At 63.9% G+C, this 11691-nt stretch carries 11 protein-coding genes; 7 read left to right on the plus strand and 4 right to left on the minus strand.

Annotation, left to right across the window (positions count from 1 at the left end; translation table 11 throughout):
- Positions 1-3: 3 nt before the first annotated feature.
- A complete protein-coding gene (locus PPN31114_RS13315) occupies positions 4-984 on the minus strand; it encodes a KpsF/GutQ family sugar-phosphate isomerase (protein ID WP_150679947.1) in 981 nt (326 codons plus the stop codon).
- Between the two features lie 180 nt (positions 985-1164).
- On the opposite strand from PPN31114_RS13315, the gene PPN31114_RS13320 reads away from it, so the two are divergent.
- The 7 genes from PPN31114_RS13320 (at position 1165) to phnE (ending at position 8702) form a co-directional block, all read left to right on the plus strand.
- On the plus strand, positions 1165-3147 hold the full coding sequence (locus PPN31114_RS13320) for a monovalent cation:proton antiporter family protein (RefSeq protein WP_150679948.1): 1983 nt from the start codon (positions 1165-1167) through the stop codon (positions 3145-3147).
- A 146-nt stretch (positions 3148-3293) separates the two neighbouring features.
- A complete protein-coding gene (locus PPN31114_RS13325) occupies positions 3294-3845 on the plus strand; it encodes an adenine phosphoribosyltransferase (protein ID WP_150679949.1) in 552 nt (183 codons plus the stop codon).
- Positions 3846-3909: 64 nt separating this feature from the next.
- Positions 3910-4524, plus strand: a complete 615-nt coding sequence (locus tag PPN31114_RS13330) for a LysE family translocator (RefSeq protein ID WP_150679950.1) — start codon at positions 3910-3912, stop codon at positions 4522-4524.
- 80 nt (positions 4525-4604) lie between these two features.
- Positions 4605-5360 (plus strand): DeoR/GlpR family DNA-binding transcription regulator, encoded by a 756-nt coding sequence (locus PPN31114_RS13335; protein WP_069340321.1) that lies wholly within the window; start codon positions 4605-4607, stop codon positions 5358-5360.
- 527 nt (positions 5361-5887) lie between these two features.
- Positions 5888-6757 (plus strand): phosphonate ABC transporter ATP-binding protein, encoded by an 870-nt coding sequence (phnC, locus tag PPN31114_RS13340; RefSeq protein WP_150679951.1) that lies wholly within the window; start codon positions 5888-5890, stop codon positions 6755-6757.
- 16 nt (positions 6758-6773) lie between these two features.
- Positions 6774-7742 carry a phosphonate ABC transporter substrate-binding protein gene (phnD, locus tag PPN31114_RS13345; protein ID WP_150679952.1) on the plus strand — a complete coding sequence of 323 codons (969 nt, stop codon included), beginning with the start codon at positions 6774-6776 and terminating at the stop codon, positions 7740-7742.
- A gap of 135 nt (positions 7743-7877) precedes the next feature.
- A complete protein-coding gene (gene phnE / locus PPN31114_RS13350) occupies positions 7878-8702 on the plus strand; it encodes a phosphonate ABC transporter, permease protein PhnE (RefSeq protein ID WP_150679953.1) in 825 nt (274 codons plus the stop codon).
- A 184-nt stretch (positions 8703-8886) separates the two neighbouring features.
- Here phnE and PPN31114_RS13355 read toward each other — a convergent pair whose 3' ends face one another.
- The 3 genes from PPN31114_RS13355 to phnK are packed head-to-tail and all read right to left on the minus strand — an operon-like array spanning position 8887 to position 11650.
- Entirely contained in the window at positions 8887-10032 is a 1146-nt protein-coding gene (locus PPN31114_RS13355; protein ID WP_150679954.1) for an alpha-D-ribose 1-methylphosphonate 5-triphosphate diphosphatase, read from the minus strand.
- Positions 10033-10049: 17 nt separating this feature from the next.
- Positions 10050-10868, minus strand: a complete 819-nt coding sequence (gene phnL / locus PPN31114_RS13360; protein WP_150679955.1) for a phosphonate C-P lyase system protein PhnL — start codon at positions 10866-10868, stop codon at positions 10050-10052.
- Entirely contained in the window at positions 10865-11650 is a 786-nt protein-coding gene (gene phnK / locus PPN31114_RS13365) for a phosphonate C-P lyase system protein PhnK (RefSeq protein ID WP_150680411.1), read from the minus strand. Before phnK ends, phnL begins: the two co-directional genes overlap by 4 nt.
- Positions 11651-11691: the final 41 nt, after the last annotated feature.

Here is an 11691-nt window from a genome sequence, read left to right on the forward strand (position 1 = left end):
GACTCACACGACCTTAGCGGCGAACAGGTCGTGGACGTTCAGCGCGCCTACCAGGCGGTCGTTCTCGGTCACGAGCAATTGCATGATGCCGAAGCGCTCCATGAGCTCCGCGGCTTCGGCGGCCAGTTGATCGGGGCCGATGGTACGCGGGCCGGCGGTCATCACGTCGGCCAGTTTCAGCGCGCTGAAGTCGAGCGTGCGCTTGAACAAACGGCGCAAGTCACCGTCCGTGAAGATACCGACCACATGATCGTCGGCATCGACAATCGCGGTCATGCCGAGCCCCTTGGCCGTCATTTCAAGGAGCGCGTCCGACAGGCTGGCATCGGCGCGCACACGCGGCACGCGCTCGCCGGTGCGCATCACATCGCGCACGAACGTGAGCAGGCGGCGGCCCAACGAGCCACCCGGATGCGAGCGGGCGAAATCTTCTGCACCGAAGCCACGCGCGTCGAGCAAGGTGACGGCAAGTGCATCGCCAAGGGCGAGTGCGGCGGTCGTGCTGGCGGTGGGCGCGAGGTTGAGCGGGCAGGCTTCCTTTTCGACGTGCGCATCGAGATGCACGTCCGACAGGCGCCCGAGGCTTGAATTCGCATTGCCGGTCATGGCGATCAGCTTCGCGCCGAGGCGCTTGACCATCGGCAGCACGCTCACCAGTTCGCCGGTCTCGCCGGAGTTGGAGAGCGCGACGACAACGTCGTCTGCGGTGATCATGCCCAGATCACCGTGGCTGGCTTCAGCGGGGTGTACAAAGAAAGCGGGCGTGCCGGTGCTGGCGAAAGTGGCCGCCAACTTGCGGCCGATGTGGCCCGATTTGCCCATGCCGGTTACGACGACGCGGCCGCGGCAGGCGAGCAGCAGCGAGACCGCTTCAAAGAAGCTGCCGTCGAGGTGCGCGGCGACGCGTTCGATGGCGTCCGCTTCGGTGCGCAACACCTCCCGGGCGACCTCGAGTGCCCGGCCTGGATTGATTTTCGCTATCATGCGCGGAGTATATCAAAATGGCTGCGGCACCGAGGGACAGCCGCGCCAGGCTTAGGCGTGCGACGCCTAGCTCATGCCGCCTCCTGCCGCCGACGTGATCCGATTCCGTCATCGGGACTCAAACTGGCACGACACTTGCGTCGCAAGTGCCGAGCTCACCCAGGAAACCCACCTCCGCTGATGGCTTCACCGCTCGAACTCACTCTCGTTCTGTTGTTTGCCGCCTGCGTCGGGGTGGTGCTGTTCCGCATGCTGCACTTGCCGCCGATGCTCGGCTATCTGAGCGTGGGCATCGTCATCGGCCCGCATGCGCTCGGGCTGGCGTCCGATTCGCAACGCGTGCAGTACCTCGCCGAGTTTGGCGTGGTGTTTCTGATGTTCTCCATCGGTATCGAATTCTCGCTGCCTAAATTAAAGAGCATGCGAAGGGTGGTGCTTGGCCTCGGGGTCTCGCAGGTTCTAGGCACGTTGCTCGTGGCGGTGGGCATCGGTGCGCTCGTCAACTTGTTCTGGTCCTTCTCGTGGCAGGCATCGGTCGCGTTGGGCGGCGCGCTGGCCATGTCGTCGACGGCCATCGTCACCAAGATGCTGGCCGAGCGGCTCGAACTCGAGACCGAGCACGGGCGCAACATCATGGGCGTGCTGCTGTTTCAGGACTTGGCCGTGGTGCCGCTGCTCATCGTGATCTCGGCGCTGGGCGGCAACTCGAAAGCCCTGGTGCTGGCGCTGTCGCTGGCGGCGCTCAAGATCACGGGCGCTCTCGCGCTGCTGCTGTGGGTCGGGCAGAAATTGGTGGGGCGTTGGTTCCACATCGTCGCGGCTCGCCGCTCGCAAGAGCTGTTCATGCTCAACCTGTTGCTGCTGACACTGGGCCTCGCCTACATCACCGAGCATCTGGGCCTCTCCATGGCATTGGGCGCGTTCATCGCGGGCATGCTGATCGCCGAGACACCGTTCCGGCACCAAGTGGAAGACGACATCAAGCCGTTCCGCGACGTCTTGCTGGGCCTGTTCTTCATCACGACGGGCATGTTGCTCGACCCGGTCATCGTGGTGAAGCAGCCGCTGCTCGTGCTGCTCTTCTTCGTCGGACCGCTGCTCGTCAAATTCACGTTGATCGCAGGCCTTGCGCGTATTTTCGGCAGTGCGCCGGGTACCGCGATCCGTACCGGCCTCGGCTTGGCGCAGGCGGGCGAATTCGGCTTCGTGCTGCTCAACCTCGTGATCGACCGGAACCTGCTCGACCCGTCGCTCTCACAGGCGGTGCTCGCGGGCATGCTGCTCTCGATGCTGTGCGCACCGTTCCTCATCATCAACGCCGACCGTATCGCCCTGCGCTTCGTCGCGAACGAATGGATGATGCAGTCGCTGCAAATGACGCGCATCGCCACGCAGAGCATCAAGACCTCGGGCCACGTGATCATCTGCGGCTACGGTCGTTGCGGCCAGAATCTGGCGCGCATGCTCGAACAAGAGGGCATCGGCTACGTCGCGCTCGATCTCGACCCCGACCGCGTCATGGAAGCCGCTAGCTCGGGCGAAACCGTAGTGTTCGGCGACGCGGCGCGCCGTGAAGCGCTCGTTGCTGCCGGTATCCATCGCGCTGCCGGTATCGTCGTGACGTACGACAGCACACCGGCCGCGCTCAAAGTGTTGGCACAGGTGCAGGCGTTGGAGCCCACGTTGCCGGTGGTGGTGCGCACCGTCGACGACACCCATATCGACGACCTGATCGCTGCGGGCGCCACCGAAGTCGTGCCCGAAATCGTCGAGGGCAGCCTGATGCTCGCGTCGCATGCGCTCGTGCTGATGGGCGTGCCGATGCGCCGCGTCTTGCGCCGCGTGGCGCAGGCCCGTAACGAGCGCTATAGCCTGTTGCGCGGCTACTTCCACGGTCTTGATGATGACGATGAAGGCGGCGAGCGCGAGCAGGTTCGCCTGCAATCGGTACCGCTCACGCTCAACGCCGACGCGGTGGGCCGCACGCTGGGCGAATTGAAACTGGACAAACTGGGCGTGACGGTCACGGCCATTCGCCGCCACGGCATTCGCGGCGTAGAGCCAGTCGCCGAAACGCGGCTGATGGCCGAAGACATCGTCGTGCTGCGCGGCCTACCCGAAAAACTCGCGGCGGCAGAGCAGCGGCTACTTGGCCGGGGCTGACGCCGAGGTCGGCGCCCTCCCGGCGCCACCCACGCCAACCTGTCTCAGCGCACGTCATCAAGCGGGAACCGTCGTTTTGGCATAATGTGGACTTTCGGGCGTCCGCCCGAGTGAATTCCACCAAGCATCCAGAAAGAAGGATCCCCGTGCAGATCGACGAGTCCCCTGCCGCCTATATCAAGAGCCAGATTCGCACCGTCCCCGACTGGCCCGCGCCCGGCGTGCAGTTCCGCGACATCACGCCGCTGCTCAAGAACCCGCGCACGCTGCGGGTCCTGATCGACGTGTTCGTGCATCGCTACATGGACCATCGTCCCGACTACATCGCGGGACTCGACGCAAGGGGCTTCATCCTCGGCTCGATCCTCGCGTACGAGCTGAACATCGGTTTCATCCCCATCCGCAAGAAAGGCAAGCTGCCGTACCAGACCGTAGCTGAAGAGTACGAACTGGAATACGGCAGCGCGACCGTCGAGATCCATGCCGACGCGTGCGGCCCCGGCGATCGCGTGCTGCTGATCGACGATCTGGTCGCCACTGGCGGCACCATGCTCGCGGGCAAGAAGCTGCTCGAACGGCTGGGTGCCACCGTTATCGAAGGCGCGGCCATTGTCGATTTGCCTGAACTCGGCGGCTCGCGTCTGATCCGCGACGCCGGTTTGCCGCTTTTCCTGCTGTGCTCGTTCGAGGGCCACTGACCTTACCGTCGACCTCGCGCCCGCCTTACCTTTCGCCTTTTCGCCACCCGACCCGGACGCTGCGATGCCCAACCTCTGGCTGTTTTTGCTGACCTCGGTGGCGATCACGCTCGCGCCGGGCCCCGACAACATGCAGGTCATTGCGCGCGGCATCGCGCAGGGGCGCCGCGCGGGCCTCGCAGCGGCGGCTGGCTTTACCGCGGGTTGCCTGTTCCACACGACCATTGCAGCCGTCGGTCTGGCAACCGTCTTGCGCTCGTCGCCGTTCGCGTTTGAAGCGATCAAGCTGGTCGGCGCGGCTTATCTCGTCTGGATCGGCATCAAGGCGCTGCGTGCGCGCGGCGGCCTGACGATGGCGAGCAGCGCAGCCCCGCAACCGCTGTGGGGCGTCTTTCGCCAGAGCGTGTTCGCGAACATGCTGAACCCGAAGGTCACGCTCTTCTTCCTCGTGTTTCTGCCGCAATTCGCCACCGCTGACGCGGCCCATCCGGGCGCGCAGATGTTCCTGCTGGGGCTGGTCTTCATGGCGCAGACCATCGTCGTATTCAGCCTGTACGGCTGGTTCGCGGGCGTGCTGGGCACGTGGCTCAAGCGCCGGCCGGGGGCAGGGCGCTGGCTCGATCGCGTGGCCGGGATGATCTTCATCGGGCTGGGTGTGCGCGTCGCGTTGCAGGGGTAACGTACGCCGCACCGTGTCGCCACAAGCGCATTCGTGCGTTCCCAAAAAAGATTTCGTAGTCCAACCGTCACTGTCCGACCATGCTTGCCGAACAACGCCAACAATACGTGCTCGAACAACTCGCCAAGACCGGGGCGCTCGCCATCAGTGATTTGGTGCGTGAGCTGGGGGTCTCGCGCGAGACCGTGCGCCGCGACCTGAACACGCTCGCGGCACGCGGGCTGCTGCTGATGACGCACGGCGGCGCGCTCGCCGCCGATCGCAGCGAGCCCGACTGGACGCTGCGCGAGAACGTCAACGCGGTGGGCAAACGCGCCATCGGCGTGCGCGCGGCAGAGCTCGTGCCCGACGGCGCGTCGGTCATCATCGACTACGGCACCACCACGCGCGCCGTGGCGCAGGCGCTGCTCTCCAAGCATCGGCTGCGTATCTACACGAACGACTGGCAGATTGCGCGCCTGCTGGGCCGCCATCACGACAATCGCGTCACGTTGCTCGGCGGCGAGCTGCAAGACAACGAAGATGCCGTGCAGGGCTGGGACGCCATCAACCAGATCGCCCAATATCACGCCGACTTCGCGTTCATCGGCGTGGGCGGCGTGACGGAAGACGGCGGCATTACCGACTTCAACCGCGCGGCCGCAGAATTGCGCGCCCGAATGCTGCTGTGCGCCAATGTCTCGGCGGTGGTGGCAGACCACACGAAGTTCGGCCGCGTCACCCCCGTACGTATTCGCCACTTCGAGGCGGCTCGCTACCTGATCAGCGACGCTGCGCCGCACAAATCGATGCTCGCGCAGTTGCGCGCACGCGGCCCGGAACTGCTGATCGCCTAATCAGCCCGGCTTCCGTCGACTGGCTACGCGTGTCGCGTACGCGACGCCCGTAGCCATCGACACCATCACATTCCCTCAAATCGCCACACGTCGCCAAACGACGGATCGGCCGCCGCCGCGCTGCGGCACATCTCCTCGCTCAAGACCCGCACGCCACGGCCCTGACGCGCCAATTCGGGGCATTTTTCGTGCCTTTCGCCGACCCAAAAGATGTAGACAAAACCGGTGCGATGCCTCGTGCCGAACGCTTGCTCGTCTCATCTGACGCGACCGTGTCGGCCTCGTGACAGCCCCTGGTGCGTTCTCGGGAACACTTCCAAATCATTGACGCAATAAGGCTTTTCAACGCCGAGCGAAAAGCTGATCGATTGTCACTGTCTTGTCATCCGCGCTTTTTAGACTGCGTTCACTTTTGGCACAAATTGCCACAAAACAGCTAGTCGAGAGATGCGGGCGCGGCCTCCTGTCCGGGAGTGAAGAACGCGAGCGAGCATCGGTCCCGACCGGCGTCGACTCACAGGTGAACCGTGGACGAAGCGATTCGAATCGAGCGACTGACCAAGACCTTTGGCAGCCGACGCGCCCTCGACGAAGTGGCGCTCAAGATCATGCCGGGCGAGATGGTGGCCCTGATTGGGGCGTCGGGTTCTGGCAAGTCGACGCTGATGCGTCACATCGCGGGCTTCGTGCCGGCCGATGCCCAGCCGGGCAGCATTGAAATTCTGGGCCGTCCGATTCAACGCGACGGCCGCATCGTGCGCGAAGTCCGCCAGATTCGCCGCGATATCGGTTTCGTGTTCCAGCAGTTCAATCTGGTGGGCCGCTTGCCGGTCATCACCAATGTCCTCACGGGTTTGCTCGCCCGAGTGCCGCTGTGGCGCAGCCTGATATTCCGTTTCACGACGGCAGAGCGTCAGGCCGCGATTGCCGCGCTCGCCGAAGTGGGCATTGCCGATCTGGCGTTCCAGCGTGCGAGCACGCTCTCGGGCGGCCAGCAGCAACGTGCGGCACTGGCACGCACGCTCGTGCAGGGCGCGAAGATTATTCTCGCCGACGAACCGATTGCCTCGCTCGACCCCGAGTCGGCCCGCAAGGTGATGGACATGCTCGCGCGCATGAATCGCGATCACAAACTCACCGTCGTCGTCTCGCTGCACCAGGTCGACGTGGCCATGCGCTATTGCGTGCGCACCGTCGCGCTGCACCAAGGGCGCGTGGTGTACGACGGCCCGTCGGCGGCGCTCACGCCCGACCTGTTGCGACGCTTGTACGGCGTGCAAGCCAGCGAATTGCTCAATGAAGATTCCGAAGCATCGGAAGGCTCGACGGCTCAGGCCGACGAAGCGGAAGCCCCCGATACCCCTTTTCTCACCTCGATGTCTCTTAGCTTGACCTGACCAGGAGCTTGCTCTCATGAAACTGTGGAAAACCCTGCTGGCCGGCGCGGCCATGCTCGCCTCGGTGGCGGTTGCGCACGCGCAGGAAATCAATTTCGGCATCATCTCGACCGACTCCAGCGCTGCCTTGCGCCAACGCTGGCAGCCGCTGATCGACGACTTGGAGAAGCAAACGGGCCTGAAGGTGACCCCGTTCTTCGCCACCGACTACGCCGGTGTGATCGAAGGCATGCGCTTCAACAAGGTGCAACTGGCATGGATGGGCAACAAGGGCGCGATGGAAGCCGTTGACCGTTCGCAAGGCGAGATCTTCGCGAAGATCATTTACGCCGACGGCTCGGAAGGCTACTACTCGCTGCTGATCGCCAACAAGTCGAGCCCGTACAAGACGCTCGACGACGTGCTCAAGAACGGTAAGAAGATCAACTTCGGTCTGGGCGATCCGACCTCGACGTCGGGCACGCTGGTGCCGGGTTACTACGTGTTCGCGAAGAACAACATCGACCCGCGCACGTACTTCAAGACGGCTCGCAGCTCGAACCACGGCGCCAACCTGATGGCTGTGCTGAACAACCAGATCGACGTCGCGACCAACAACACCGAAGAGCTCGACAAGCTCGAAGCCACGCAGCCGGAAAAGGCCAAGCAAGTGCAGGTGATCTGGAAGTCGCCGCTGATCCCGTCGGACCCGCTGCTGTGGCGCAAGGACTTGCCGGAAGCCACCAAGAAGAAGCTTCGTGACTTCTTCCTGGCCTACGGTAAGGACGCGCACGAGAAGGAAGTGCTGAAGAACATCTACAACTACGGTGGCTTCCGCGCTTCGACCAACGCTCAGCTGTTGCCGATCCGCCAGCTCGAACTGTTCAAGCAAAAGCAACAGATCGAAGCCGACGCCAACATCGATGCCGCCAAGAAGCAAACGCAACTGGCTGATATCGAAAGCAAGCTGGCCGCGCTCGAGCAAGAAACCAGCAAGACGAAGTAATGCAGTAAGTCGGTACCGGCGGCGGGGGCGCGAGTGGTAAGCGTGCCCCCACTGCCGGAACCCGCAGTCTGAATAGTCTCAGTAGTCCGATTCATTCACCGGCGCACGTTGCCGGTACTACACGTGGTACACGACATGAACACCAGCGTAACCTCCACTGCAAGCACCACTGTTGGCGCGACGGGCCGCCTGCCGGGCGAGCCGCCTAAGCGCTCGTGGCTGTCGTTGATCGGCTGGGGCGCTTTCTTCCTGATTCTGGTGTGGTCGTGGGGCGGTGCCGATATGCGTCCGCTCGATCTGATTCGCGACTCGGGCAACATGAGCCAGTTCGCGCACGATTTCTTCCCGCCCGACTTCCACGATTGGCGCGTGTATGTGCACGAGATGCTCGTGACCATCCACATCGCGGTGTGGGGCACGGTGCTGGCGGTAGTGTGTTCGATTCCGATGGGGTTGCTCTCGGCCTCGAACATGGTGCCGGCGTGGGTGTATCAGCCGGTGCGCCGTGTGCTCGACGCCTGCCGCGCGATTAACGAAATGGTTTTCGCGATGCTGTTTATCGTGGCCGTGGGGCTGGGCCCGTTTGCCGGTGTGCTGGCGCTGTGGGTGCATACGACGGGCACGCTCTCCAAGCTGTTCGCCGAAGCCGTCGAAGCGATCGATCCGCGTCCGGTCGAAGGGGTGCGCGCTACGGGTGCACGCTCGATCGATGAAATTTTGTACGGTGTGCTGCCGCAAGTCATGCCGCTTTGGATCTCTTACACGCTGTATCGCTTCGAGTCGAACGTGCGCTCGGCGTCGGTGGTGGGGATGGTCGGCGCAGGTGGCATCGGCGTCGTGCTGTACGAAGTGATTCGCAGCTTCCAGTACGCCCAGACGTGTGCCGTGATGCTCATCATGATCGTTGTCGTCACCTGCATCGACGTGTTCTCGGCACGCGTGCGCAAGATGGTGATCTGAGGCCGAAAACGTCAGTCTCGTGTGGATGAAAAAGGGCGCTTCGGCGCCCTTTTTTTGTGAAGCGTTTGCTGCCGGATTAACGGCTCGGCGGCACGGGGCTGCCACGCACTCTGCATGTCGCCGCGAGCACAAAGCACAAGGGCGCCGTAGCGCCCTTGTTTCGTACAGACAGGTCTTGCAGGACTCAAGCGATCCGCTGGCCCACCATAAACGTGGCACGCGGAATCGGCGGCATTCCGGGGCGCACCGCCACACGCACCATGTCCGCGCGCAGCCCGGCCTGAATGCCACCACGGTCTGTCAGCCCGGCCGATTGCGCCGGGTTCCACGACACCGTGCGCATCGCCCTCGACAGTGTCCAGCCGCAATCGGCGTGATCGTTGTGCAACTGAAACGCCGCTTGCAACAGGCTCGCGGGCACGTAGTCCGACGACAGAATGTCGAGCACGTCCTCGCGGGCGAGTGCCGACGCCGCCACATTGCCCGAGTGCGATCCGCCGCGCACGACGTTGGGCGCGCCCATGATCACGCCAATCGACTTCTCATGTGCCGCGCGCGCGGCGACGAGCGTCGTGGGGAATTCGGAAAGCGCCACACCATCGCGGGCGGCTTCCTCCACATGTTCGAGCGACGTGTCGTCATGACTCGCCAGCGACAAGCCCCGGGCACGGCTCATCTCCACGATGGCGCGCCGATGCGGGATGGCGTACTTCTCCTGCTGCGCTTTCAGATCGGCGAGCATGGCGTCCCACTGCGCGTCTGGAATCTTGCCGTTGCGCTCGTGATACTGACGATGCAACGCCGGGTCGTGCCACTGTCGCTGCCCCGGCGTGTGATCCATCACCGAGACGAGTCGCAGCAGCGGGTGATCGCACATATCGGCAAACGTGTCGGCCGCGTCTTCCGTGGCGATCTCGCAGCGCAGATGCAGGAAGTGGTCGGCACGGAAGAGACCGGCGTCGATAGTGTCGAGCAGCGCCTGCCCGCATTCGGCTTGCAGTTTGCGGCTGCGCAGGCCCGAAGCGTCGCGCTCGCCAATCACCAGCGAATCGAAAACTGTGGTGATACCAGCGGCCGCGACCTGAGCATCGTGAATTGCGAATGCGGCATGCGTGTTCCAGTACACGCCAGGACGCGGTGCCAGATGCTTCTCCAGGTTGTCGGTATGCAGTTCGACGAGGCCGGGCACCAGATAGTCGCCTTCCCAGTCGATTGCCTCCGGCGCTTGCGTGGTGCCTTCCTCCACCGACCGAATGAGGCCGTCGCGCACTTCCACCACGCCGGTAAAGGTGGTTTCCGGCGTGACGATGCGGGCGTTCTTGATGAGCATGGACGAAAACTCCGAAATCAATGAGCGGGGCGTAGGACGGGGCGCATGGAAAGCGTGCGCGTGGCCACTTCGTCGCGGGTGGCTTCGTCGTGGAAGATGCCGACGATGGCGCTGCCTGCCGCGCGTGCTTCGGCAATCAGTTGCGCGACGACGGCGCGGTTCTGTGCATCGAGCGACGCAGTGGGTTCGTCGAGCAGCAACACGGGGGCGGCGGCAATCAACCCGCGCGCGATGTTGATGCGCTGCTGTTCGCCGCCCGAGAACGTGGCGGGTGCCAGTGTCCACAACCGCTCGGGAATGTTGAGCCGTGCGAGCAGGTCGCGCGCTTTGGCGGTGGCCTCTTCGGCGTCAACACCGAGACGGCGCAGCGGCTCGGCCACGATGTCGAGTGTGGTGACTCGCGGAATCACGCGCAGAAACTGGCTCACATAACCGAGGGTGGTGCGACGCACTGACAGCACTTCGCGCGCCGTGGCGGTCGTGAGATCGACCCAGCGCTCGCCTTGGCCGTTGCCATCGTCGTGACGAATTTCGATGCGTCCCGCGTTCGCGAGGTAGTTGCCGTACAGGCAGCGCAGCAATGTGCTTTTGCCCGCGCCGGACGGCCCGACGAGCGCCACGCATTCGCCGCGGCGCACGGTGAGGTCGACGCTCTCGAGTGCCGGGATTTGTGCATCGACGGCACCCGCATGGGCATGCAGATGAAACGTCTTGTGCAGCCCCTGCGCGCGCAGCATGACGTCGTGTTCGCGCGTCGCGAGCGTGAGCGATTCGTGCCGCAGTGCGTTCGACGACGCATTCGGATGAAGGGTTTGGGGTGTCGTTCCGGAAGTCATACGGGCAGCACCGATGAGACGAGCAGTTGCGTGTAGGGATGTTGCGGATCGTCGAGCACCTGATCGGTCAGCCCGGCTTCGACCACGCGCCCGCCTTGCATCACGATCAATCGATGCGCAATGAGGCGTGCGACGCCGATATCGTGCGTGACGATGATGGCGGCAAGATGAAGGCGCTCGACGAGCGAGCGCAGTAAATCGAGCAAACGGGCTTGTACCGACACGTCCAGACCGGCCGTCGGCTCGTCCATAAAGACGAGACGCGGCTCCGTCACGAGATTGCGTGCGATCTGCAAGCGTTGTTGCATACCGCCGGAGAACGCGCCGGGCATCTCGTCGACGCGCGCCGGATCGAGCTCGACTTGCGCCATCCAATGACGGGCCTTGCTGCGGATATCGCCGAAGTGGCGCGCGCCGACGGCCATCAGCCGGTCGCCGATGTTGCCGCCCGCCGAGATGTTCATCCGCAGGCCATCACGCGGATTCTGTTCGACGAAGCCCCATTCGGTGCGCAGCAGGCGGCGCTTGTGCGCTTCGTCGAGCGCGAGCAAGTCGTGCAGCGCGCCGTCGGTGCCGCGATAGTGGAGCGTGCCGGCGTCGATGTCGTGACGCAGCGCAAGCGCGTTAAGCAACGTCGATTTGCCCGAGCCCGATTCACCGACCACGCAAATGACTTCACCCGGCCACAAATCGAACGACACGCCTTCGCAACCGATCCGGTCGCCATAACGCTTGGCAAGGCCCGACACGCGCAGCAGCGGTTGGTCTGCGGCGCTCACCATGCCCATGGTATTCGTGGCACCGCTCATATCGAGGGCGGCAT

The organism is Pandoraea pneumonica (genome assembly GCF_902459645.1).
GTDB classification, from domain to species: domain Bacteria; phylum Pseudomonadota; class Gammaproteobacteria; order Burkholderiales; family Burkholderiaceae; genus Pandoraea; species Pandoraea pneumonica.

Bases quoted from the DNA above. Each gene is read 5' to 3' on its own strand.
- phnE (WP_150679953.1), top strand. From the start codon at position 7,878: ATGAACACCAGCGTAACCTCCACTGCAAGCACCACTGTTGGCGCGACG.
- phnK (WP_150680411.1), bottom strand. From the start codon at position 11,650: ATGGTGAGCGCCGCAGACCAACCGCTGCTGCGCGTGTCGGGCCTTGCC.
- PPN31114_RS13335 (WP_069340321.1), top strand. From the start codon at position 4,605: ATGCTTGCCGAACAACGCCAACAATACGTGCTCGAACAACTCGCCAAG.
- phnL (WP_150679955.1), bottom strand. From the start codon at position 10,868: ATGACTTCCGGAACGACACCCCAAACCCTTCATCCGAATGCGTCGTCG.
- PPN31114_RS13355 (WP_150679954.1), bottom strand. From the start codon at position 10,032: ATGCTCATCAAGAACGCCCGCATCGTCACGCCGGAAACCACCTTTACC.
- PPN31114_RS13330 (WP_150679950.1), top strand. From the start codon at position 3,910: ATGCCCAACCTCTGGCTGTTTTTGCTGACCTCGGTGGCGATCACGCTC.
- PPN31114_RS13315 (WP_150679947.1), bottom strand. From the start codon at position 984: ATGATAGCGAAAATCAATCCAGGCCGGGCACTCGAGGTCGCCCGGGAG.
- phnD (WP_150679952.1), top strand. From the start codon at position 6,774: ATGAAACTGTGGAAAACCCTGCTGGCCGGCGCGGCCATGCTCGCCTCG.
- PPN31114_RS13320 (WP_150679948.1), top strand. From the start codon at position 1,165: ATGGCTTCACCGCTCGAACTCACTCTCGTTCTGTTGTTTGCCGCCTGC.